The organism is Hamadaea sp., from assembly GCF_013362815.1.
Classification (GTDB): Bacteria; Actinomycetota; Actinomycetes; order Mycobacteriales; family Micromonosporaceae; genus Hamadaea.
The window spans coordinates 17,170-39,809 of record NZ_JABFVK010000106.1; the positions used below are offsets into that span (position 1 = coordinate 17,170).

General features: G+C 69.5%; 23 protein-coding genes. 10 read left to right on the forward strand and 13 right to left on the reverse strand.

Features of this window, described 5'->3' with window-relative positions:
* The first annotated feature begins 19 nt into the window (after positions 1 to 19).
* The 3 genes from HOV77_RS33050 (at position 20) to HOV77_RS33060 (ending at position 2,279) form a co-directional block, all read left to right on the forward strand.
* Positions 20 to 373 carry a GlsB/YeaQ/YmgE family stress response membrane protein gene (locus HOV77_RS33050; RefSeq protein ID WP_290869786.1) on the forward strand — a complete coding sequence of 118 codons (354 nt, stop codon included), beginning with the start codon at positions 20 to 22 and terminating at the stop codon, positions 371 to 373.
* 111 nt (positions 374 to 484) lie between these two features.
* Positions 485 to 1,759, forward strand: a complete 1,275-nt coding sequence (locus HOV77_RS33055; protein WP_290869788.1) for a hypothetical protein — start codon at positions 485 to 487, stop codon at positions 1,757 to 1,759.
* Positions 1,760 to 1,856: 97 nt separating this feature from the next.
* The gene (locus HOV77_RS33060; protein WP_290869791.1) at positions 1,857 to 2,279 is read left to right on the forward strand and encodes a hypothetical protein; all 423 of its coding nucleotides are present in this window, start codon (positions 1,857 to 1,859) and stop codon (positions 2,277 to 2,279) included.
* Between the two features lie 25 nt (positions 2,280 to 2,304).
* On the opposite strand, the gene HOV77_RS33065 is transcribed toward HOV77_RS33060, so the two are convergent.
* The 3 genes from HOV77_RS33065 to HOV77_RS33075 form a co-directional block, all read right to left on the reverse strand.
* Positions 2,305 to 2,727, reverse strand: coding sequence for a DUF1801 domain-containing protein (locus HOV77_RS33065; RefSeq protein ID WP_290869794.1), 423 nt, complete (start codon positions 2,725 to 2,727; stop codon positions 2,305 to 2,307).
* A 138-nt stretch (positions 2,728 to 2,865) separates the two neighbouring features.
* Positions 2,866 to 3,741: a hypothetical protein gene (locus tag HOV77_RS33070; RefSeq protein WP_290869796.1), complete on the reverse strand. Its 876-nt coding sequence runs from the start codon at positions 3,739 to 3,741 to the stop codon at positions 2,866 to 2,868.
* A gap of 3 nt (positions 3,742 to 3,744) precedes the next feature.
* Positions 3,745 to 4,257: a SigE family RNA polymerase sigma factor gene (locus HOV77_RS33075; RefSeq protein WP_290869799.1), complete on the reverse strand. Its 513-nt coding sequence runs from the start codon at positions 4,255 to 4,257 to the stop codon at positions 3,745 to 3,747.
* A gap of 198 nt (positions 4,258 to 4,455) precedes the next feature.
* Between HOV77_RS33075 and HOV77_RS33080 the strand changes: the two genes are divergently transcribed.
* Positions 4,456 to 5,745, forward strand: coding sequence for a hemolysin family protein (locus HOV77_RS33080; RefSeq protein WP_290869802.1), 1,290 nt, complete (start codon positions 4,456 to 4,458; stop codon positions 5,743 to 5,745).
* On the opposite strand, the gene HOV77_RS33085 is transcribed toward HOV77_RS33080, so the two are convergent.
* The 4 genes from HOV77_RS33085 to HOV77_RS33100 all read right to left on the reverse strand — a co-directional run bounded on the left by HOV77_RS33085 (position 5,742) and on the right by HOV77_RS33100 (position 9,860).
* A complete protein-coding gene (locus HOV77_RS33085; RefSeq protein WP_290869805.1) occupies positions 5,742 to 8,189 on the reverse strand; it encodes a copper-translocating P-type ATPase in 2,448 nt (815 codons plus the stop codon). The two genes, HOV77_RS33080 and HOV77_RS33085, sit on opposite strands and share 4 nt — an antisense overlap.
* Before the next feature lie 61 nt (positions 8,190 to 8,250).
* Positions 8,251 to 8,856, reverse strand: coding sequence for a DUF305 domain-containing protein (locus HOV77_RS33090; RefSeq protein ID WP_290869808.1), 606 nt, complete (start codon positions 8,854 to 8,856; stop codon positions 8,251 to 8,253).
* 53 nt (positions 8,857 to 8,909) lie between these two features.
* Complete coding sequence (locus HOV77_RS33095) at positions 8,910 to 9,368, reverse strand: DUF6153 family protein (RefSeq protein ID WP_290869810.1); 459 nt, start codon at positions 9,366 to 9,368, stop codon at positions 8,910 to 8,912.
* 75 nt (positions 9,369 to 9,443) lie between these two features.
* Entirely contained in the window at positions 9,444 to 9,860 is a 417-nt protein-coding gene (locus HOV77_RS33100) for a hypothetical protein (RefSeq protein ID WP_290869813.1), read from the reverse strand.
* Between the two features lie 101 nt (positions 9,861 to 9,961).
* Here HOV77_RS33100 and HOV77_RS33105 point away from each other — a divergent pair, with 101 nt between their 5' ends.
* Positions 9,962 to 11,662: a GTPase domain-containing protein gene (locus tag HOV77_RS33105; RefSeq protein WP_290869815.1), complete on the forward strand. Its 1,701-nt coding sequence runs from the start codon at positions 9,962 to 9,964 to the stop codon at positions 11,660 to 11,662.
* Complete coding sequence (locus tag HOV77_RS33110; protein WP_290869817.1) at positions 11,659 to 13,251, forward strand: GTPase; 1,593 nt, start codon at positions 11,659 to 11,661, stop codon at positions 13,249 to 13,251. The genes HOV77_RS33105 and HOV77_RS33110 overlap by 4 nt, the downstream gene beginning before the upstream one ends.
* Here the strand turns inward: HOV77_RS33110 and HOV77_RS33115 are convergent.
* Positions 13,248 to 15,554 carry a glycosyl hydrolase family 8 gene (locus HOV77_RS33115; RefSeq protein WP_290869819.1) on the reverse strand — a complete coding sequence of 769 codons (2,307 nt, stop codon included), beginning with the start codon at positions 15,552 to 15,554 and terminating at the stop codon, positions 13,248 to 13,250. The two genes, HOV77_RS33110 and HOV77_RS33115, sit on opposite strands and share 4 nt — an antisense overlap.
* Positions 15,555 to 15,831: 277 nt before the next feature.
* Between HOV77_RS33115 and HOV77_RS33120 the strand changes: the two genes are divergently transcribed.
* Entirely contained in the window at positions 15,832 to 17,784 is a 1,953-nt protein-coding gene (locus HOV77_RS33120) for a S8 family serine peptidase (protein ID WP_290869821.1), read from the forward strand.
* A gap of 63 nt (positions 17,785 to 17,847) precedes the next feature.
* Here the strand turns inward: HOV77_RS33120 and HOV77_RS33125 are convergent, their stop codons facing one another.
* Genes HOV77_RS33125 through HOV77_RS33135 form a run of 3 tightly spaced genes read right to left on the reverse strand, consistent with a single transcriptional unit; the run spans position 17,848 to position 19,917 of the window.
* Positions 17,848 to 18,783, reverse strand: coding sequence for a hypothetical protein (locus HOV77_RS33125; RefSeq protein ID WP_290869823.1), 936 nt, complete (start codon positions 18,781 to 18,783; stop codon positions 17,848 to 17,850).
* Between the two features lie 40 nt (positions 18,784 to 18,823).
* Positions 18,824 to 19,375, reverse strand: coding sequence for a class I SAM-dependent methyltransferase (locus HOV77_RS33130; protein WP_290869825.1), 552 nt, complete (start codon positions 19,373 to 19,375; stop codon positions 18,824 to 18,826).
* Positions 19,372 to 19,917 (reverse strand): hypothetical protein, encoded by a 546-nt coding sequence (locus HOV77_RS33135; protein WP_290869827.1) that lies wholly within the window; start codon positions 19,915 to 19,917, stop codon positions 19,372 to 19,374. Before HOV77_RS33135 ends, HOV77_RS33130 begins: the two co-directional genes overlap by 4 nt.
* Positions 19,918 to 19,991: 74 nt before the next feature.
* Between HOV77_RS33135 and HOV77_RS33140 the strand changes: the two genes are divergently transcribed.
* A complete protein-coding gene (locus HOV77_RS33140; RefSeq protein ID WP_290869829.1) occupies positions 19,992 to 20,483 on the forward strand; it encodes a hypothetical protein in 492 nt (163 codons plus the stop codon).
* Positions 20,484 to 20,524: 41 nt separating this feature from the next.
* Positions 20,525 to 20,884, forward strand: a complete 360-nt coding sequence (locus HOV77_RS33145) for a YkvA family protein (protein ID WP_290869831.1) — start codon at positions 20,525 to 20,527, stop codon at positions 20,882 to 20,884.
* Here the strand turns inward: HOV77_RS33145 and HOV77_RS33150 are convergent.
* Positions 20,811 to 21,590, reverse strand: a complete 780-nt coding sequence (locus tag HOV77_RS33150) for a methyltransferase domain-containing protein (RefSeq protein ID WP_290869834.1) — start codon at positions 21,588 to 21,590, stop codon at positions 20,811 to 20,813. The genes HOV77_RS33145 and HOV77_RS33150 overlap by 74 nt on opposite strands.
* 39 nt (positions 21,591 to 21,629) lie before the next feature.
* Here HOV77_RS33150 and HOV77_RS33155 point away from each other — a divergent pair, with 39 nt between their 5' ends.
* On the forward strand, positions 21,630 to 22,397 hold the full coding sequence (locus tag HOV77_RS33155) for a putative protein N(5)-glutamine methyltransferase (RefSeq protein ID WP_290869837.1): 768 nt from the start codon (positions 21,630 to 21,632) through the stop codon (positions 22,395 to 22,397).
* Here HOV77_RS33155 and HOV77_RS33160 read toward each other — a convergent pair.
* Positions 22,388 to 22,636, reverse strand: coding sequence for an acyl-CoA-binding protein (locus HOV77_RS33160; protein WP_290869840.1), 249 nt, complete (start codon positions 22,634 to 22,636; stop codon positions 22,388 to 22,390). The two genes, HOV77_RS33155 and HOV77_RS33160, sit on opposite strands and share 10 nt — an antisense overlap.
* Positions 22,637 to 22,640: the final 4 nt, after the last annotated feature.

A 22,640-nucleotide genomic window follows, 5' to 3' on the forward strand; every position in this document is an offset into this window, starting at 1 on the left:
GGAGAATGGAGCGACCGACATGCGGATTGACGACGTTCTCAGCGCCATCCTGATCGGCCTCGTCGTCGGCACCCTCGCCCGGCTCGTGCTGCCGGGCAAGCAGAGTATCGGCATCGTGGCCACCTGGCTGGTCGGATTCGGCGGGGCGCTCGGCGGCTCGTGGGCCGCCAAGCGGCTGGGCGTCTCCGACGACGCCCGGGCCGCCCTGGACTGGAACTCGGTGAACTGGCACTTCTCGTGGAGCTGGGCGGAACTGGCGATCCAGGTCGCCGTCGCCGTCATCGGCGTCGCCCTCGTCGCGGCGGTTTCCCGGCCGTTCTACGCGTACCGGGAGACGCATCCCCGGCGCAGCCGCCGGTCCAGCCACGCCTGACCTCCCCCAGGCAACTGACCGGTGCAGATCAGGGTTACGCAGGCCTCCCCGACCGCGGGAAGCATGCGTAACCCTGATCTGCACGAAAAGAGCAGGCGGTAGATTCGCCGCGTGGCGGAAGCGAAACAGCAGGGGTCGCCGGTGCTGGCGGCGATCATGGGGGCGGTCGCGGGTGCGGCGCTGACGGCGGGCGCGGGTGGCCTGGCCATCGCGATCGGCTCCGTCGTCGGCGCAGTCGCCGTCGGCGTCGCCGAAGCCGTCGCCCGTCGGCGTCAGCAACCCGGGCAGATCCCGCCGTTGTGGTCGCGCATCGTCATGAGCGGCGTAGTCGCCGCCCCGGTGGGCTGGCTGCTCGGCGTGCTCACCGGCTGGGGGCCGATCGTCATCGGTCTGCTCGCCGGTCTCGTGTCCGGTGCGATGGGTCTCCGGCCGCAGAAGGTGGTGCTCGGCCCGGTCGTCGGCGTCGCCTTCGGGTGGACGCTGGGCGCGCTGTGGCCGGAGGTGAACTCAGCCATTGTCGCCGCCGTCGTCGTGGTGGGTTTCCGCTGCGTGTCCGCCCTCGTCTTCCGCGATCCCCAGGTCAGCCTGCTCGCTGAACGCGTACGCCCGGAGGAGCTTCCGTTCGTCGTTCCGCTCGCTGCGCGTACCAAATATGTCGGCACGGGCTATGTGCGCGACTTGGCGGAAGTGATCGGCGGTGACTACACCCCGGCTGCCGCGGACATGGGCATCGTCGCGTCGCTGGACCACCTGGCCGGGCCGGAGTTCGACCCCGCAGCCGTCGACCCGCTGGTGCGCGAGTTCTACGAGCACACCACGCGGTTCACATTGGACATCGTGCCGGAGTGGCGGCTATGGGTGCGGCCCGGCTATCTGTTGTACCGCTACCTGGTGGCGCGGCCGCTGGGTCAGGCGAACGTGCCGATGAACCAGCGGGAGACGCAACGCGGCGTAGTCAGCCGGATCGACACGGTCACTCGGCCCGGCGAACCGGTGGTACGCGGCTGGATCCGCTCCTACGCCGACACCGACGAACCCATCTACGTCGGCATCTACACGACATATCGGCGGGACGACCGCGGCTACGTCAGCGTCGGATTCCCGTTGCCGCAAGCCAGCTTCACCGCCACGCTGGCTCCTCGCGCGCGACCCGGCGGCGGCCTGATCCTCAGCAGCCGCAGCGAACTCGACCAGCCCGGGCACTATCTGACCTTCATCGATCCGGACTCGGGCGAACTGACCGCGGCCGAGGTCGCCGGCTTCGCCGAACAGCTCGACGTCTACACCGACAACGGTCAGCTACGCGCCGAGCACGCGTTCTGGGTGTTCGGGCTGCCCTTCCTGGTCCTGCACTATCGCATCGACCGGAAGCATCCCACTCCCTGAACTGTTCTTCCCAAGAAGCGGTCTGATCAGGCAAGGTATCTTCGAGCGCAGCGCCGGGCTCCGATGGCCGACCGTCCCACGAAGATGGAGCCCACCCTTGCTCGCGACCACCCGCGCCCGCCGGCCGCTTCTGCTCGACGTACCGCTCGATCTCGCGCTGTTGCGCGGTTCGCGCGTCACTTTCGCGCCGTCCTGGCATCTGCCCGCGCTCCCGCCCGGTTGGCGGCCGGTCGCCGGCAGCCGGATCCGCACGCCTTCTCAGCGGTACGCCGTCCACGCGACCGAGGACGGCATGCTCGTCAGCCTGCACTCCACGGTCGGGCTCGACGAAGGCGACCTCGGCCGGCGGCTGGCCTCGATCAGCCTCAGCGGCCACCGGATCGGAGTCCATCCCGACGATTCCGGGTTCACCGCCGTCTGGGAGGCGCACGGCGTACGGCATCGGCTGACCGCCCGCCCCTGCTCGCTCGCGGCGTTCATGGAACTGCTGATGTCGCTGACCTGGCCGGGAGCCTCGTAAGGTCCCGGCCGTCACCCGTGGGGGGTCAGGAGACCGCGCGCTCGATGAGGGCGGCGAGCTTCTTCTCGTCGGCAGCGGTGACTTCGGTGATCGCGTAGTACGCCGGCCACATGGCGCCGTCGTCGAGGTTGGCCTGGTCGCTGAACCCGAGCATCGCGTACCGGGTGTTGAACTTCGCAGCGGGCTGGAAGTGGCACACGATCTTGCCGTCCCGGGCGTACGCCGGCATGCCGTACCAGGTCTTCGCGGTCAGCATCGGCGCGTACGCCTTGACGACAGCGTGGATCTTCTCGGCGATCGCCCGGTCGGACTCGCTCATCTCGGCGATCTTCGCCAGCACCTCGACCTCGGGATCGGCCTTCGTGCCCCGCTTCTTCAGTTCGGTGGCCCGCGCCTTCATGGCACTACGCTCGGCCTCGGTGAACCCGTCGTAAGTCTTGGTCGTCATCGTGGTGGCTCCTTCGGCTCGCATCTCGTTGTGCCTTGAGCTTGCCGTCCGGAGCACCCGGGTCACATCCGTGACGACCACGGAACCCACCACGGACCCCGCCCACGTATCGGTGTGGGCGGAGTCCGTGTTTTCCGGTCAGTTGGCGCGTACCACGTCGGTCGGGCGCTTGACCTGCACCGGGAGGCCGTAATCGGACAGCTGCATGGTCGAGAGAACCGTGCCGCTCTGGAGCTTGCCCTTGACGGTGCTCTGCCACTGGACCCTCATGGCCACCATCGCCACCCGGCCGTCGGCGTCGAAGGTGACGTCGCCGGAGGCGTTCGCGGTGGTCAGCCCGTTGTCCGACGGCTGGGCGTACGCGAAGTGCACCGTGCCGTCCGGCTTCCGGGTCACCGTCGCGCCGACCGCCTTCAGCGCCTTGAACAGCGCGGCGGGGTCGGGAGCGGCCGCCCCTTCGACGGTGTCCTGATCGCCGTAGATGGAGAGGTGGTCGTACTTGCCGGGATAGACGCCGTACCGCCCGTACGTCTCGCCGAGTCCCTTGTCGGACGGCAGCGGGCTCTCCGGGCGCTCCCCGCCGATGTATCGGGTGCCGTTGATCAGCAGCTCGACCATGACCGAGTCGTCCTGCGGCGCCCGGACGTATCCGGTGGCCGTCCGCGGGTCGAACGCGCCTTCATAAGTCATGAGGGACTGCCCCGATTCGGTGGCGGTGGTCAGCCGCATCCGATAACTGATGTTCTCGCTCTTCGTCACGGCCGCCACCAGCTCCAGCCGCGGATCGGTGGCGCTCGCCGTCGCGGCGGGGCGGTCGGGCGTACCGCTCGTCGCCACGGCGACTCCGCCGACGGTGCCCAGTGCGACGACTGCCGCCAACGACGCGCTGGTCACCGCGGCTCGCCGATGCCGGGCGCGCCGGCCCCGCTCCAGCAGCCGTCCCGTCGGCGCGTCCGACGGCGCGACGTCGGCCAGTTCCTGCAGCCGATGCGTGAGCTGCTCCATGTCACTCATAAGTCACCTGTTCGCTAGATCCGGTTCGGACATCACGTGACGGAGCTTGGCCAGCGCCTTCGAATGCTGGCTCTTGACGGTGCCCGGCGAACAGCCGAGCACCCGGGCGATCTCCCGTTCGGGCAGATCCTCGTAATGGCGCAGCACAACCACCGCACGTTGCTTCGGTGGCAGCGACCGCAGCGCTTCGCGTACCGCCAGAGCTTCCGCGGAGAAGTCGTCCGACGGCCCGGGCCGGTCGGGGACTTCGTGCACGAGGCTTTCCCGGCGGCGACGACGCCAGATCGAGGTGTGGTTGTTCACCAGCACCTTGCGGAGGTACGCGTGGAGGTCGTCGGTTCGCGACAGCCGCCGCCACCGCTCGTAGATCCGCACCAGACTGTCCTGGAGCAGCTCCTCCGCCTGCCATCGATCGCCGGTGAGCAGCAGAGCCAGCCGCAGGTGCCGTTGCCAGGCGGCCTCGACGAAGTCGGCGTACGCCTGGTCGGCTCGGCTGGTTGCGTTTCGATCCGTCACGCTTCTTCCACGGTTCGACCACCCACCTGGTTGCCCGTGACGCCGCGGGATTTCCGGCTCGTACCCACGGTCGGTGGTACGTCAGATACCTCACCGGACGACGATCAGGTACGTGGTGTACCACCCACGGTCGGCACCTGCTCGACGCGGATCAAGGTACGGTGGTGGCCACTACGCGTGAAGGAGTGAGCTCAGACCGTGGGCGGATACGGCACCCAAGTGGTGCTTGTCCTGATTCTCGTACTGGTCAACGGAGCCCTCTCGGGCAGTGAGATGGCACTCATCTCGCTGCGGGAGAGCCAGATTCAACGGCTGGAGCGCTCCTCGCGGGGCGGACGGGTGCTCGCGCGCCTGTCTCGCGATCCGAACCGCTTCCTCGCGACCATCCAGATCGGCATCACGCTGGCCGGCTTCCTCGCCTCGGCGGCGGCCGCCGTCTCGTTGGCGAAGCCGCTGGTGGAGCCGCTGTCGTTCCTCGGAACGGCGGCCGAGCCGGCATCCATCGTGATCGTCACGATCGTGTTGACGTTCGTCACGCTCGTCCTCGGCGAGCTGGCCCCGAAGCGGATCGCGATGCAGCGCGCCGAGAGCTGGGCGCTGATCGCCGCGCGTCCACTCGACTGGATGGCCGTCGCGTCGCGGCCGGTGGTCTGGCTGCTCGGCAAGTCGACCGACCTCATCGTGGCGCTGACCGGCGGTGATCCGCGGGCGGCCCGCGAGGAGATCAGCGCCGAGGAGATCCGCGAGCTCGTGGTGGCCCAACGCGGGTTCACGCCGCAGCAACGCGAGATCATCTCGGGCGCGTTCGAGATCACCGAACGCATGGTCCGGGAGATCCTGGTGCCGCGCCGGGACGTCACGACGCTTCCGGTCGGGATGTCCGTCGACGAGGCGCTGGCCCGGCTCGCCGAGTCTGGGCATACGCGGGCTCCGGTGGTCGGCCCGGAGGGCCTCGACGACGTCTTCGGCGTCGTCCACCTGCGCGATCTGCTGGGCGGCGATCGGACGCAGACCGCGGTGGAACGCGTACGCCCGGCGGTGTTGATGCCGGAGACCCTGTCGGTCTCCGACGCCATGCGGCAGCTCCGCCAGCAGCGGGAGCAGTTCGCCCTCATCGTCGACGAGCGCGGCGCCATCGACGGCATCATCACGATGGAGGACCTCGTGGAGGAGGTCGTCGGCGAGATCTACGACGAGACCGACCGCGACATCCAGGAGGTCGTGACCGAGGCGGACGGCGTACTGCTCGTCCCGGGCGCGTTCCCCATCCACGATCTGCCGGATCTCGGCATCGACGTCGAGCGGCTCGGCGACATCGACTACACGACCGTCGCCGGGCTCGTCCTCGACCGGCTGGGCCGGATTCCCGACAAGCCCGGCGACGTGGTCAAGGCCCCGGGGTTCACCGCCGAGGTCGTCGAGGTCACCGGCCGCGCCATCACCAAGGTTCGGTTGCGGCTCGCGCCTCGCCGGTCCGCCAACGACTAAGCACTGGTACGCCGCGGGCGCAGTCGGCGCAGGAGGAGTGCGTTGACCGTCACGATGATGGTCGACGCGCTCATCAACAACGCCGCCCATTCGGGCCGGAGCAGGATGCCGAGGCTGGGATAGAGCACCCCGGCGGCGATCGGGATGGCGAGCAGGTTGTAGATCGCCGCCCAGAAGAGGTTCTGCTTGATCTTCGTACGCACCGCCCGAGCCACCTGGAGGGCGTACGCGACGTCGGCGGGATCGTCGCGCACCAGAACGACGTCGGCTGTCTCCACGGCGACGTCGGTACCCGCGCCGATCGCGATGCCGACGTCGGCCTGCGCGAGGGCCGGGGCGTCGTTGACCCCGTCGCCCACCATGGCCACCTTCGCACCGTCGCCTTGCAACCGGGTGATGTTGGCGGCCTTGTCTTCCGGCAGGACGTCGGCGAGCACCTGGTCCACCCCGACCTGGCGAGCAACCGCTTCCGCCGTACGCGCCTGGTCGCCGGTCAGCATGACGGTCTTGACCCCGGCGCCGTGCAGGGCGGCGATGGCCTGCTTCCCGGAGTCCCGGACTCTGTCGGCGACGGCGATCAGACCCCACGGCCGGCCGTCGACCGCGACGTACATGGCGGTCTTGCCGTCGGCGGCCAACGCTGCGGCTGGATCGGGCAGTCCGTCGACGGCGACCTGCTCCCGGTCGAGCAGACGGGCGTTGCCGATCAGCACCCGACGACCCTCCACAGTGGCCACTACGCCATGACCGGGTACGGAGTCGAAGTCCTGCGGCGGGTTCACTTCCGAGCCCCGGTCGCGGGCGGCGCTCACGATCGCCTCGGCGAGCGGATGCTGTGACGGCTGATCCGCCGACGCCGCCAGCCGCAGCAGGTCGCCTTCGTCGACGCCGTCCAACGCCACGACGTCCGTCACCGACGGCGCTCCGGCGGTGAGCGTACCCGTCTTGTCGAAGACTGCGGTCGTGACACCTGCCGTGGCCTCGAGCGCCGTGGCGTTCTTGAAGAGGACGCCGCCGCGCGCTCCCTGACCGACCCCGACGGTGATCGCGGTGGGGGTGGCCAGGGCGAGCGCGTCTGGGCAGGCGATGACGACGGCCGACACGGCGGCGGTGATCGCGAAGCCGATGCCGTGCGTGCCGAGGATCGCCCAGGCCAAGAAGGTGATCGCGCCCGCGCCGAGCGCGACGTAGACGAGGTACTTGCCCGCGGTGTCGGCGAGCCGCTGGGCCGGCGCTTTGGACGCCTGCGCGTTGCGGACCATCTGGACGATCCGGGCGAGCGCGGTGTCCGCCCCGACCGCGGTCGCGCGGAAGGTGAACGCGCCCGTCGTGTTGATCGTGCCACCCACCACCTTCGCGCCAGTCTGCTTGGCGACGGGCACCGGCTCGCCGGTGATCATCGACTCGTCCACATAGCTCGCGCCGTCCACGACCTCACCGTCGACCGGCACCTTCTCCCCGGGGCGGACGACGATCTCGTCTCCGGTCACCACTTGCTCCAGCGGGACCTCAGACTCGCGACCATCACGTCGTACGCGGGCCGTGGGCGGAGCGAGATTGAGGAGGGCCTCGACGGCGCGCCCGGTCGCGTACCGCGAACGCATCTCCAGCCAGTGCCCGATGAGACTGAGCGTGGTCAGCATCGCCGCGGCCTCGAAGAAGACGTCCTCCTCGCCGAGCAGCGTCGCGCCGACCGAATACAAGTACGCCACCAGGATGCCGGTCGCGATGAGGGTCATCATCGTGACCTCGCCGCGGCGCAGCGACCGGGCCGCCGCCGAGATGAACGGCCAGCCACCCCACCACACCACCGGCGTCGCGAGGATCAGCCCGAACCAGGCCATCGACAGCCCGAACGGCGGGTGGGCGGTGAAACCGATCGTTTCGCCGATCGGCGAGAAGAGCACGATCGGGATGGTCAGGACGGCGCTGACGAGGAAGCGGCGGAACATGTCCGCGACCATCGACGCGCCGTGGCCCTCGTGCCCGCCGCTCTCGTGGTCCTCATGCCCGCCTTCATGCTCGCCGGTCCCGTGGCCTGCGGACATCTCGGACATGTCGTGCCCGGCGTGGTCGTCGGCCAGCGTGGCGTGGGCCGGCGTGGCGTGGGCCGGGTGGTCGGTGTGGGCCGCATGCGCGTCGTCCTTGCCCGCCGCCGGGTGGCCGTGCTGGCAGGTCGAGTCGTCGCAGTCCCGGCAGGTGCAGTCGTAGCCGGCCTGATGCAGGAACGCCTCCAGCTGCGCGCGGTCGGTCCGCGCCGGGTCGAAGCCGATGTGCGCCACCGACCGGGTCCGGTCGATGTGGACAGACGTGACGCCGGGCCGGTTGCGCAGATCGTGTTCGAGGTGGGCCAGTTCGGTGCCACAGAAGCAGGCGGCGAGCGCGACCTCCGCGATCTCTGCGACGGCGGGCGCGTGATGCTCGTGGTGATGCTGGGTGGTCATGTCAGTTCCCTCGGGCGATGCCGTCGGGCGGGCATAGGAGTACGCCCGCCCGACGGGACTCCTAGAGCCGGGCGACGATCTTCTGCAGCTGGGCGACTTCGGCGGTCTGCGCCGAGACGATCGCCTGGGCGAGCGCCTTCACCTGCTGATCGGCCCCGTTGGCCAGAACGCTGTTCGCCATCTCGATGGCCCCGTTGTGGTGGGCGATCATCAACTGGGCGAACTTCTTGTCGAAGGCGGTGCCCTGCGCAGCAGCGAGCAGCTTCATGTCGTCTTCGCTCATCAGACCCGGCATGCTCATCATGTCGTGGCCCATCGGCGCGGCGGTCGACTTGCCCCAGGCGGTCAGCCAGCCGGTCATCTTGTCGATCTCCGGCTGCTGCGCGCCCTTGATCTGCGCCGCCAGCGACTTGACCTCGGCGTCGCTCGCCCGAGTCTCGGCGAGCGTGGCCATCTCGACGGCCTGCTGGTGGTGGACGATCATCATCTGCGCGAACTCGACGTCGGCGGCGTTCGCCGAGCCGGTCGCCGGAGCGGACGCCGAGGACGTGCTTCCGTGGTTCATCCCTGACATGCCGTTGTCCTCCGAGTCGTTGCAGGCGCTCAGCGCGACGGCGAGCACGGGGACGATCCCGAGCATCAATGCCCGGTTGACGGTGCGGTTCATGAAGTTTTCTCCTCTATGGACGGATGTTTCGGACGCTGGTCGAGCCAGGCGTCCTAGTTCCGCAGCACCGAGAGGTCGGCGAGGAGAAGTCCGACAGGCGTACGCGGTGGGCCCCGGCCGAAGAGATTCCGGACGGCGATCGGCTGCGCCGGGCGTACGCCGGAACCGGCCAACCGGCGCACGAGGAGGACCAGAACGAAGGCGATGAGAGCGACCCCACCGAGGATGGCCAGGCACATGACGGTCGGGTCGGTCATCGGCCCGCCGTGCCCGGACCCGCTTTCCCACCGGATCACGGTTCCGGGTCGGTCCGCGCCCCGAGATTCGGCCGACATCCCTGATCCGGCGCTTACGGCAGCGCTCATGGCGGAGCTGTGCACCGGGTTGTGGGCTGGGGTGTGCGAGGCATGCCCGAGGGTGTGCATTCCCGCGACTCCGGCCGCGAGGAGCAGCAGCAACAGCAGAAGCGGACCCGACCGGCGGGTACGCATCCGGTGAACACTGCTGCTCATGACGACACAGCATACCCCAGGTGGGTATTAATGCACGGACAGGTGCCCGTGATTCGTGATCTGCAGCCCAAAAGGCTAGGCGGCGAGGAGTCCGATCCCGAGGGTCAGCGACCCGGCGGCGAGGCAGGCCGCGCCCAGCCAGAGGATCACGACAGCCTTGGTCGGCTGGGTCACGTTCCGGCCGGCTGAAGCGGCGAAGAACCCGCCGGACATGAGAATGGCGGCGGCGGGGATGAGCAGCCGGACGAGCCAGCCGGTCGCACCGTCGAAGGTGGTCGCGTCAGCGAGCACCTGGGCGACAAGCCCCAGCGTCACCAGTACGCCCGCGTGCGCGTGCCCGGCTCGCGCGAAGGCCTTCTGGAAGTCGGTCATCGGCACCTGGCCCCGGACGATCTTCGTCATGAACCAGCCGCCGAACTCGATGGTCACGATCGAGAGCAGCAGGATGCCGGAGACGATCCGGCTGGCGTCGCTGAGCACGAGGTGGTTCATTGCGCCCTCCATCTTGTCACTGTCTAGATTTGGTACGCCTGTGACTGTAGATCTCCGCGTTCCAGATGGCAAGCGAGCGAGCGTGGGGTATAGAGGACACCATGAGGCTCGCGGAGGCGTTGGGGGCGTTGCGCGACGCGCTCGCGGCGGTGCGGTTTCCGTTGAGCCTGCCGGAGGCGGCGGAGGCGGCGAAGACCGCTGCCACGACTCGGGCACAGCTGGAGGATTACCTGCTGCCCCGGCTGGCCCGGCTCGACGCGCCGCTGCTCGTGGTGGTCGGCGGCTCCACCGGGGCCGGCAAGTCCACCCTGGTCAACAGCATCGTGCGCGAACCGGTCAGCGCTGCCGGGGCACGCCGTCCGACGACCCGCGATCCCGTCCTCGTCTGCCACCCCGACGACGCCGCCTGGTTCACCGAGGCTCACCTGTTGCCCGGCCTTGGGCGTACCAGTGGAGATGACGGCGGCTTGCGCATCGTGACAAGCGAGAGGCTGACCGCGGGCCTGGCATTGCTGGACGCCCCGGACATCGACTCGGTCGTGGAGAGCAATCGCGCGCTCGCCGAGCGGCTGCTGGCCGCCGCGGACCTCTGGCTGTTCGTGACGACCGCGACCCGCTACGCGGACGCCGTCCCGTGGGAGCTGTTGCGGGACGCGCGGGCCCGCGGCACCGCAGTCGCCCTGGTCCTGGACCGGCTGCCGGGCGACGCGGATGCCGAGGTCACGCCGCACCTGATCGAGATGCTCGGTGCGAACGGCTTCGGCGAAGCGAAGCTCTTCGTCGTGCCGGAGACCACTTTGGACGATCGCCGGCTGCTTCCCGAACCGCTGGTCGCGGAGGTCCGCGGCTGGCTCGACTCGCTCGCCCGGTCTGCGGCGGATCGCGCGGCGGTGGTGCGGCAGACCGTGGACGGCGCGGTCGCGGCGCTCGATCCGGCCGTCACCCAGCTCGCGACGGCCGCGGACGCCCAGGTAGAGGCGGCGGAGGCGCTCGAGGGCTCGGCGCGGTCGGCGTACGAGGAGGCCGGGAAGGCGGTCGAGCGCGGCATCCGCGATGGCGCGTTGCTGCGGGGCGAGGTGCTGGCCCGCTGGCAGGAGCTGGTCGGTGCGGGTGAGTTCATGCGCGGCTTGCAGGCCCGCGTCGCCCGCTGGCGGGACCGGCTCGTCGACACCGTCACCGGCCGTCCGCGCCCCGCCGAACAGCTGCAGAGCGCGCTGGAGTCCGGCGTGGTCACCTTCGTGCGGGGGGCGGCGGCCGACGCGGCGGAGCGGGCCACCGCCGCGTGGCGGGCCCATCCGGCCGGCTCCGCGCTGGTCAAGGCTCATCCCGAGCTCGCCGCTCCATCGGAGGATTTGAGCCTTCGGCTCGATCGACTGGTACGCGATTGGCAGCGCTCGGTTCTGGAACTCGTCCGGACCGAATCTGGCAACCGCATAGCCTTCGCCCGGGCCGGGGCGTACGCCGTGAACGGGTTGGGCCTCGTGGTGATGATCAGCGTTTTCGCGGCGACGGCGTTCATCCCGACCGGCGCGGAGATCGCCGTCGGCGCGGGGACGACGATCGCGGCGCAGAAGGTGCTGGAGGCCATCTTCGGCGATCAGGCGGTGCGGCAGCTCGCCGCCAAGGCCCGCAAGGATCTGCTCGATCGGGTCGACGCCCTCCTCGACGAGGAGGCCGACCGGTTCCGGGCGGTGCTGGCCGACGCCGGAATCGACGGTGCGGCGGGTTCGTCATTGCGATCCGCGGCGGCGGCCGTCGCGCAGGCCAGGCTCGGCGACTCCTCGCTCGGGGAGGCCCGATGAAGCTGGACTCCGTGGTCGATCGGGTCGGCGCGCTCCGCGAATTCGTCGAGACGACCTCGCCGTACCTGCCCGCCGACGAACTCGCCCCGGCTCAGGCTGTAGTGGACCGGGCCGGAGAACGGCTCGCGCTGTCCCGGGCGCATACCGTGGTGGCGTTGGCGGGTGCGACGGGTAGCGGCAAGTCCACCCTGTTCAACCGGCTCGCCGGAGTGGAACTCTCGCCCGCCGGGCGACGGCGTCCCACCACTGGTGAGGCGTACGCGTGTGTCTGGGGTTCCGGCGCGGACGAGCTGCTGGACTGGCTTGACGTCGTCAAGCGCTACGGCGTCCCGGCCGGCGAGCTCGACGGCCTGGTCCTGCTCGACCTGCCCGACTACGACTCCGTCGCGGCGTCCCACCGCGTGGAAGTCGACCGGCTTCTGCGAGTGGTGGACCTGATCGTCTGGGTGCTCCACCCCCAGAAGTACGCCGACAAGGTGGTCCATCGGCAGTATCTCGAACAGTTCGCCGCGCACAAGGACGTGACCGTCGTCGCGTTGCACCAGGCGGATCTGCTGTCGCCCGAGGACCTCCGGGAATGTCTGTCCGATCTGGACGATCTGTTGCGGGCCGACGGGCTGGCCGGCGTACCGGTGGTCGCCACGTCCGCCGTCGGGCCGCCGGGGCTGGACCCGTTGGTCACCCAGCTGACCGGCGCCGTACGCCGCAGGGAGGCGGCGCTCCGTCGGCTGGACGCCGACGTCACAACGGTGTCGGCGCAGCTCGCCCCATTGGTGGCCGCCCCGGCTCCGGAGGTCCCGAAGGCGTCGCAGAAGGCGCTCGTCGACGCGCTCGCCCACGCCGCGGGCGTACCCCTGGTCGCGTCCGCCACCGAGCAGGCGTACGTGCATCGCGCCCGGAAGGCGACGGGCTGGCCGTTCGCCCGGTGGGTACGCCGATTCCGCGCCGATCCGTTGCGCCGTCTGCGAGTGGGCTCCGCGTCGGCCGGTTCCACCGTCGGAGCCACCTCCATCGGACCGGCCGCCCCGGCGGCTCAGGCCGAAGCCTCGCTCGCCGTACGCCAGATCGCCGAGGACGCCGGACGCGGGCTGGCCCCGCCGTGGCAGGACGCGCTGCGTACGGCGGCTCGGTCGCGCCGGGACGACCTGCCCGACGCCTTGGACGTCGCGGTCGCGCGTACCGACCTGAAGTTGGATCGCAACCCGCGCTGGTGGCGGACTTTCGGGCTCCTGCAATGGATCGCCGCGCTGGCCGTCGTCGCCGGAGTGCTCTGGCTGCTCGTGCGCTACGTCATGTTCGCGCTCGCGCTGCCGGAGATCCCGATGCCCGAGGTCGGCCGGGTTCCGCTGCCGACCTTCCTCCTCTTCGCGGGTCTCCTGGTCGGCCTCGGGCTCGCCTTGCTCGTCCGGCCGATCGTCCGCCTCGCCGCCCGGCGCAAGGGTCGGCGGGCGTACGCACGCCTGCGGTCCGCCGTCGTACTCGTCGCCGATTCGCACGTGCTCACCCCCGTACGCGGCGTGCTCGACGCGTACGCCCGCGCCCGCTCCCTCCTCGGGACGAAGAGGGAGCGGGTCGGCGGGGTGGGCTAGGGCACCCAGTAGTTGCCGGAGACGACGATCATCACCTGCAACTGGACGGACATGTTGTAGTACTCCGTGCTGCCGAACGTGTGCGACACCATGTGGTTCCACAGCGCGTCCAGCCAGGCCTGGCTGCCGGAGTCGGTCATCGCCGCGACCGCGAACGGCGCGTAGAAGCACGCGTCGTTGCCCGAGTCGAGGTTGCTGCCGCTCAGGGAGTAGCCGTCGACAATGCTGGCGGGATTGCCGCCGGTCTTCGACTTGATCCAGGTGTTCATCTTGCGAGCCGAGGTCAGCGAGGCGGAGTTTCCGCTGGTGACCGCATCCGCGCCGATCCGCCACGGCGTACGGCAGGAGTTCCAGTAGTACTTGCCGTCGTTGGCGCTCTCCAGAACCTGCCCGGTCGGCGGCTTCGGCGTCGTGTTGGTGGTGACGACGAAGTCCGGCAGCAGCCCGGTGCTGGGGGCGTACTGGCTCTGAAGGTTCGTGATGAGGGTCTGGTGGGCGGTGCGGATGGTGTCCCACGCCGAGTCACCGGTCGCGACCCGGAACGCCCGCATGTGGTCGATCATGAAGTCGGACGGCCGGGTGGTGTAGTACAGCGCGTCGCAGCAGGTGCTCCAGTCGCCGAGCCTCAGCAGGTTCGTCGCCGGGTTGATCTCGCTGGCCTTGATGGCGTTGATCCGCTTGATCGCCAGCTGCTTGTAGTTGTAGGTCCCGGCGCTGCCCCACTGCTTGTCCGCCAGCAGCAACGCGTACGCCACATCCAGGTCGCCGTCGGTCGCCGAGTCGGAACCGTTGACGCTCTTGCAACTCGTGTCCTGTTCGGCGGCGAGGAGGTCGGCGTTGTTCACCGAGGGATGGGCCAGGACGTACTTCACCATGCCGTCGAAGATCGTCTTGGCGCTGGCGTCCGCACCGGCCATCGTCGCCGTGATCACCATGCCGTAGCCCTGACCCTCGGCCACGTACGGGTGGTCGGCGTCCGGCGAGATGGTCTCGTACCAGCCGTTGCCGCAGTTCTGCTTGACGAAGTTCGCCTTCCACTTGTTGTAGACCGTGATCACTGCTTGGTCCAGAGTGGACTGCGATCCGGACGGCTTGAGCATGCCGGCGGCGTACGGGAACGAATGGCTCCCGAACGGCACGGCCGGACCGCCGGAGCTGCCACTGGTAGTGGCGGTGACGGAATTCGAGGCAGCCGAGCTGTTGCCAGCCGCATCATGAGCCTTCACGGTGAACGTGTACGCCGTCGCAGCGGTGAGCCCACCCACGGTGGCAGAAGTTCCCGCGACGGTGGTGGCGAAAGTGCCGCCCCGGTAGACGTCGTAGCCGGTGACGCCGACGTTGTCGGTGGACGCGTCCCAGGCCAGGCTCACGCTGGACGAGGTCACCCCGGTCGACCGCAGGTTGCCCGGAACGGTCGGCGCTTCGGTGTCGCCGCCTCCGCCGCCCCCCGTCACGCCGAGCGTGTCGACGTTGGGTCCACCGTTCGCGGTCGTCGCGGTGGCCCGGATGGTGTTCGAGCCCGCGGCCAACGAAGCCGTCACCGCTTTGCTCGCCCAGGTGTCCCAGTTCGCGGTGCCCGGGAAGGAGACTCCGGCCGCGACGACGGTGCCGTTCACGGCGATGTCCATCGGCCGGTCCACGGTCGTGCCGTTGGCGTACCGGAAGGTGAGGGTCTGGCTGCCCGCGGCGGCCGCGCTGACCGTCCATTCCACGTAGGAGCCCGCGATGTTGGTGTAGTCGACGAACCCGGTGCCGGTGTAGCCGGTGTGGTTGGTCGCGACCGCAGCCTGCGAAAGGACCGCGTTCTCCGCCTGGTAGTCGCTCGACGGGGCCGCGATGTCGACGTCCAGGTAGTCCAGGTTGGCGGGCCCGTTGACGGTCGTCGCCGTCACTCGCACCGTGTTGCTCCCGGCGGCGAGCGTGGCCGTCAGCGTCTTGTTCGCCCAGGTGTCCCAGTTGGTGGTGCTCCCGAAGGCCGAAGCCGCCGAGACGACCGTGCCGTTCACCGAGATGTCGGCCGGGCGGCCGGTGGTGGTGCCGTTGGAGTAGCGGATCGTCAAGGTGGCGGTGCCCGCGTTGGCCGCGGTGACCGTCCACTCCGTATAGCTGCCCACGACGTTGTCGCCGTTGACGAAGCCGCTACCGGAGTAGTTGAGGTGGTTGGCCTCCACCACGCCCTGCGAGATGGTCGCGTTCTCCGCCTCGTATCGGGTCGCCGCCGCCGCGCCGGGCGTCGCCGGCGACAGCGCCGCCACGAGGGCCAGGCCGGTGGCGAGGGCGAGACCTCTTGCGTATCGCTTCATCTAACCTCCCCAATGCTCGAATGGTTAGACAGTTTGCCTAACCATTAAGGAAGTGTCAATGGGTGTCGATCTCATAAACAGTTTTGACGGGCCAATCGACCGATGACTGTTAAACGATCTGTCGCCGCGAATTCACGAAGTTCTACGTTTCCCGGCAGCCCCTCGCGGTCGGCGCCGTGGAAGACCCGGCCGCGAGGCTGGTCCCCCCCTCGCAACGGTCAGTCAGGACGGTGGACCAGCCCCGGAAACGCAGGGGGCGAAATGGGAGGAGGAACCCTTGGCACATCGCACCCCCACGGTGGCCGCGGCGCTGTTACTCGCGCTCGCGACCACGCTCACGCCGGCCGCCGCGCTGGCGTCGCCGGCCTCGCAGCCGACCGGCGTCATCCGTGCGGCCGACAGTCCGGACGCCGTTCCGGGCCGCTACATCGTGGTACTCAAGGACACCGCATTGCGTACGGCGACCCCGTCCGCGATCGCGGCGGCCGCCCGTGATCTGAGCGCCCGCTTCGGCGGGCAGACCCGGCACGTCTACTCCGCCGGGCTGCACGGCTTCTCGGCGAACCTGCCCGAGGTGGAGGCTCGCAAGCTGGCGGCCGACCCCGCCGTCGCGTACGTCGAGCAGGCGCAGCGGATCGGCGTACAGGACACCCAGAACAACCCGCCGAACTGGGGCGACGACCGGATCGACCAGCGCAGTCTGCCGCTGAACCAGACGTTCACCTATCCGGCCAACCCGGGCCAGGGCGTCACGGTGTACATCTTGGACACCGGGCTCAACGCGAGCCACGTCGACTTCACCGGCCGGGTGAAGCAGGGCGTGGACATGGTCGACAACGACAGCACGCCGCAGGACTGCCACGGCCACGGTACGCACGTGGCCGGAACGGCGGTGGGCACCACCTACGGCATCGCGAAGAAGGCGTCGCTCGTCTCCGTCCGCGTCCTGAACTGCCAGGGCAGCGGCACCAACGACGACCTCATCGCGGGCATCGACTGGGTACGCACCAACGCCCAGAAGCCCGCAGTCGCCAATTACAGCATCGGCTGCCAGAGCCGGTGCAGCAGCGCCGCGATGGACAGCGCGGTGAACAACCTGATCTCGTCGGGAGTGCAGTTCGTCGAGGCGGCCGGCAACTCCGGCGACGACGCCTGCTACTACAGCCCGCAGGGGGTCTCCGCCGCGATCACGGTCGGCAACAGCACCAACGCCGACGCGCGCAACAGCACCAGCAACTACGGCTCCTGCCTGGACCTGTTCGCACCGGGCACCAACATCGTCTCCGCCTCCTACTCCAGCAACACGGGCAGCGCGACGATGACCGGCACCTCCATGGCCTCACCCCACGTCACCGGCTCAGCCGCGCTGTACCTTGGCGCTAACCCGTCGGCGACGCCCGCCCAGGTACGCAACGCCCTGGTGAACAACGGCACCACCGGGAAGATCACCAGTCCCGGGAGTGGCTCGCCGAATGTGTTGCTGTACACCGGATTCATCGGCGGCGGCGACCCCGGCAGCCCGTCTGTGACCAACCCGGGCAACCAGAGCACCGCGGTCGGGCAGGCCGTCGACCTGCAACTGTCGGCCAGTGGCGGGACGAGTCCGTACACGTGGAGCGCGAGCGGGCTGCCGGCCGGGCTGTCCATCGGCTCTTCGACCGGCCGCATCACCGGTACGCCGACCACCGCGGGGACGTCGAACGTGACCGTCACCGTGACGGACTCGGCGAGCAAGACCGGATCGGCCCAGTTCACCTGGACGGTCGGCACCGGCGGTGGCTGCACTCCGGCGCAGCTCGTCGGCAACGGCGGGTTCGAGAGCGGGACCAGCCCGTGGACGGCGTCGCAGTACGTCGTCGGCACCTGGGCGGAGTACCCGGCTCGGACCGGCACCCGTAACGCGTGGTTCGGCGGACGCGGGTCGGCGCACACCGATACGCTCTCGCAGTCGGTGACCATCCCGGCCGGCTGCACCGCCACGCTGAAGTTCTGGCTGTACGTCACGACAGCGGAGACCGAGAACGTCGTCTACGACACCTTCACCGTCGCCATCGGGAGCACGACGGTGGCCGGTTACTCGAACCTCAGCGTCAATTCGGCATACGCCGAGAAGACCGTGAACCTGTCGCAGTTCGCCGGGCAGACGGTCACCCTCAAGTTCACCGGGATCGAAGACTGGTCGTTGCAGACCAGCTTCGTCGTCGACGACGTCACGCTGACCGTCGCCTGACCGGTGTGGTGGGCGGCCTCCTCACGAGGGAGGCCGCCTGCCCATCGCTCACTTGGCAGCGGCTCATTCCCATTCCCAGCGCATCCCCACGATGCCCGGCGGAACATCGGAGGCGACAAGGTGAGCACCATGCGTAGAGCCGATCCAGACTTCGCGTACGCCCTGGTCGGGAGCGTGGATGGCCCGGCGCTCGTACCGATAGCACCGGGCGGGGACGGCTCGCTGATCGAACTGCACCTCGAGGACGTACTCGCTGACGGGCACGTTGAATCCGCGGTAGTAGGTCTCGGTCGGCGTCGCCGAGTCGCTGAGGAAGGCGTACTCGATGACGACGGTGTCACCCCGGGCGAGCATGCGGTCGAAGATGATCTCGGCCGCCAACAGCCCCGATGCCGCGTCCGTACGCACCCGGCCGAGCCGGCAGTTGCGCAGCGCGCGGATGTCGGTGAACGCCTGGAGGTCGTCGGTGCGGAAGATGCCGACGGTGCGGCTGAGTCTGTCCACGTTGGATCGGAGCACTTGACGGCAGGTCAGACTGATCTCCTGCCGTTCGCCGCCGACGAGGTAGAGATCGTGCAGGCTCAACCGGGTCAGTTCGTGGTTGAGCCAGCGGTCGAGCTCGCCGATCATCCGGGACACGCTGGTGGCGTCCTCGAAGAGGCGGTCGATGTCCAATGTGCCCGGCGGCTGGGTGAGCCAGCGCCCGCGGGGACGGCGCGGCCCGAGCTGTGCGATGAGCGATTCCGGTGGCAGCGCCAGAATCTCTTCCAGCAGCCGCACGGCTTTCATCGAATCCGGCCGCTCGGGCCGGCTACGCCCGCGCCGCCAATAGCTCAGCGTGGTCAGGCTGACGGCGATCCCGGCCGCCGCGAGTTTCTCCTGAATCTCCTCCAGGCGTAGCCCGCGATCCTCGATCGCCAGATGGAGGGCGGCCGAGAACGGGCCGGTCCGCAGCGCGTGCGCGAGATCCCGGCCGAGTTCCGGACGTTCGGACTCCATATCCGCTGAGTATGCACGTCCGGCCGCACGCGGCAAGGTGTCAGCGGCGAGCGCGGAACCGCAACCGGTCCCCCACCTCGACTTCCACGTCGCCGAACCCGGCCGCTGTCAGGCGTCCGGGGAGGGTTTCGGGGTCCAGCGGTTCGTAGACGTCGCCCTCGTGGAACTCTCGCAAGCGGTCCGACCCGAGACTGTCGGTCCCGGCGAACCAGCCGCCCGGACGCAACAACCGGGCCGCCTCGGCGAACAGCTCGTCCTGCGCAGTCGACGGGGTGACGTGGTGGAGCATCGTGAAGCAGACCACCGCGTCGGCGACGCCGTCGGGCAGCGGGACATGGCGGGCGTCGACATGGCGTACGTCGGCGGCTGGGAACCGGGCGGTCAGCCCGTCGGCGAGAACGGCGTCGGCCTCGATCACGGTCAGCTTCGACGCCCAGTCCAGCAGGTACGCCGTACTCGCGCCGAAGCCGCCGCCGAGTTCGACGGCGTACCCGGGCTTCGGCAGGCCGGCCAGTCCCCAAGGCAGCACCTCACCCACCAACAGCTCGGCCCACTCCGGGCTGGAGCAGTACGCGTCGTGCAGCGAGTTCATCGGATCGTCCCTTCGATCAGCATCGGCAGCAGATGAGTACGCGCCTTCGCCGGAGCCCAGGCGTGCCGGGCCCGCAGGTGCAGGTAGGTCCAGGCGACGGCGTTGAAGAGGATGTCGGCCCGGTCGAGGTCGGTGCCCTTGCCGAGCAGCCGTCCGGCCGCCCGTGCGTCGCGCAGCACGGCGATGAACGGGTCGAGGAACTTCATCGGGAGGTCCGCCGTCGCGGCCGCCCGGTGGAACATCTCGTCGGAGAGCGTCAGCACGTCGGTGTGCGCGTCGACGACGTCGCAGAGCGCGTTCATCGTCTTGCGCAGCCGCTCGGCGGGATCGCCACCAGCGGTCAGCACCGGCAGCATCGCGTCGCGGTAGTCCTCGGCCAGCCGTTTGAGGAGCCCGTCCAGCAGGCTCTCCCGCGTCACGCCGTTGCGCCACAGGGTCACCCGGGACCGGCCGGCTTTGTCGGCGACCCGTTCCAGGGTCAGCCCGTCCCACCCGACTTCGGCCAGCACCGCCACGGTCGCCTCGTGGAGATCATCCTTCACGAATGAAACATAGCCGTTGCATTTTCTGAACGCAAGTATTGCATCGATCCGCGTACGCGGCGCATCATGACGCAATGATGAGACTTCCCTTCGCCGAGCCGCTCACTCCGGTCGCGCCCGGCCCACGCACCCTGCCCGAGCCGCCTCGCCGGGGCGAGCCGGGCGGCGAACCGTGCCGAATCTGCGAGCAGGACGACGGCGTCTGGTCCGACGAGAACTGGGTGCTGCACGAGCCGGTCGGCGGCAGCCTGCCCGGCACGTTCTGGCTCGCCTCGCGTACGCACGCCGACTCGTTCGCCGATCTGCCACCGGCGCTGGCGGCCGACTTCGGCCGGATCACCGCTCGGGTGGAACGCGCGATTCTCGCGCTGCCGGACATCGCCCGGGTGCACCTCTACCGCTGGGGCGACGGCGCGGCGCACTTCCACGTCTGGTTCATGCCCCGGCCGCTGGGCATGCTCGAGGCGACTCGCTACGCGCTTCCCGTGTGGGAGGACACCCTGCCCGCGGCGACCGAAGACCAGCTCCGCGCGGCTCGGGAGGTCGTGACGGCCGCGCTGGCATGACCCTGGCATGACCATGGCTTGATCTGGGTACGCTCAGCGCCATGTCCCGCGAAGCCTGGATCGTCGTCGGCGTCGTCGCCGGTGTGGTCGCACTGGCCACTTTGTATGGTGCGATTCGGCTGGCCCGTAAGCTCTTCGTGACCAAGCGCATGCTGGGCGACCTGGGCACCGGCGGGAAGGTCGCGTTCTGGGGCGCGCTGATCTACACGATCCTGCCGATCGACCTGCTCCCCGATCCGATGTACCTCGACGACATGGGCGTGCTGACCGCCGCCCTGCTCTACCTGACCCACCTGCTCCGCAAACGACGGGCGGCGAACGCCCTGATCAGGCAGCCCGGCGGGCGAGCACCAGGCCCGTCGTCAGCTGCTGATGCAGCACCCCGCCGCGGCCGTCGATGAGGTCCGCGATCGCCTGGTGCAGGCGTACTCGGCGGTCTTCGGGCAGCATGCGGTGCGGGGAGAAGGTGGACAGCAGCCGGAGGTAACGCGGGGTGGGGAAGGGCACGACCCGGATGACGTCCTGCTTCTCGAAATCGGTGAACAGCGGGGAGATCCGCAGCTCATCGGGGTGGAAGACGTCCGGATGCACGTTCGCCGGCACGCCGTGGGCGATCTCGGGGGCGTACTTGAGGTAGACGTTCTGCATCGCCGTGGCGGTGTCGTCGTCGGCGAATCCGAAGTCGTGGGCGAACAAGGCGATGACGCCACCGGGAGCCAGCGCGGCGGCGGCCAACCGCGTACGCACCTCGCGGCCGACCCAATGCCAGGCCTGTGCGCTGGCCAGCAGGTCGACGCCGGTGACCGGGCTTGTCCAGTCCTCGAACCGGCTGACCTCGATCGCCACGAGCTCGTCGTCGGCGAACCGCCGTCGCAGGACGCCCGCCATGGCCGCGTCCGGCTCCACACAGGTGATCGGGGCATCGAGCGTACGCAGGACTTCGGTGCCCTTGCCGGTGCCGGCGCCCACCTCGACGATCGACTGCGGGCGGCGGCCGGCGTACGCGACGATCCGGTCGGCGATCTCGACCGGATATCCCGGCCGGACGTCGTCGTAATCCGCCGCCACCTCACCGAAAACCTGGCTCTGCACCCGCTCGGAGACCATGCGGGGCACTTTAGTACTCACGGGTATCGTGCGTATGCCATGTCTGTGACCTTCGCCGGAGCCGTGCTCCGCCTGCGTGCGGCCGGTTGCGTGTTCGCCGAAGACGAGGCGGGGCTGATCCTCGCCGAATCCGCTCCCGAAGACGTCGACCGGCGGCTGCGCCGCCGGGAGGCCGGCGAGCCCCTCGAACAGATCCTCGGCTGGGCGGAGTTCTGCGGACTGCGGATCGCCGTCGAACCGGGCGTCTTCGTGCCACGGCGGCGGACGGAGTTCCTCGCCCGCCGCGCCGCCGCGTATGCCCACCCGGGCGCGATCGTCGTGGACCTCTGCTGCGGCACCGGCGCGGTCGGACGGGCCATCGCCGAAGCGGTGCCCGCCATCGAGGTGTACGCCGCCGACGTCGATCCCGTCGCAGTGCACTGCGCTCGCACCAACTTGACCGGTGCACTGCTTCACGCGTACCAGGGAGATCTGTTCGAAGCCTTGCCCGGCGCGATCCGGGGGCGAGTCGACGTGCTGGCAGTGAACGCGCCTTATGTCCCGAGCGAGCGGATCGCGCTGATGCCGCCGGAGGCGCGCGACTACGAGCCGCGCGTCGCGCTCGACGGCGGCCCGGACGGTGTGGCTGTGCATCGGCGGGTGGCGGCCGAGGCCCGCCCGTGGCTGGCGCGCGGCGGCCGGGTCCTCATCGAGACGAGCGACGAACAGGCGCCGATCACCGCGGCGGCGCTGGCCGAGGGCGGTCTGCGCGTCGAGATCGCCGTGGACGACGACCTCGGCGCGACGGTCGCAATAGGTCAGCCCTGAAGCTTCTTCACCAATTCGACGTACCGGGCCTGCGCCTCGGCCGGGTCAGTGCCGGCAAGCTCGCTCCAGGCGTCGAACTTGGCCCGGCCGACCAGGTCGAACACGCCCGGCCGCTTGCCGGTGGCATCGCCTTGGCTGCCCTGCTTGTAGAGCGCATACAGCTGGAGCAGAACGTCGTTGCCAGGGCGTGTCGGCAGTTGCTTGACGTCGGCCTGGGCCTGCGCGAACTCGTCGGACATGCGG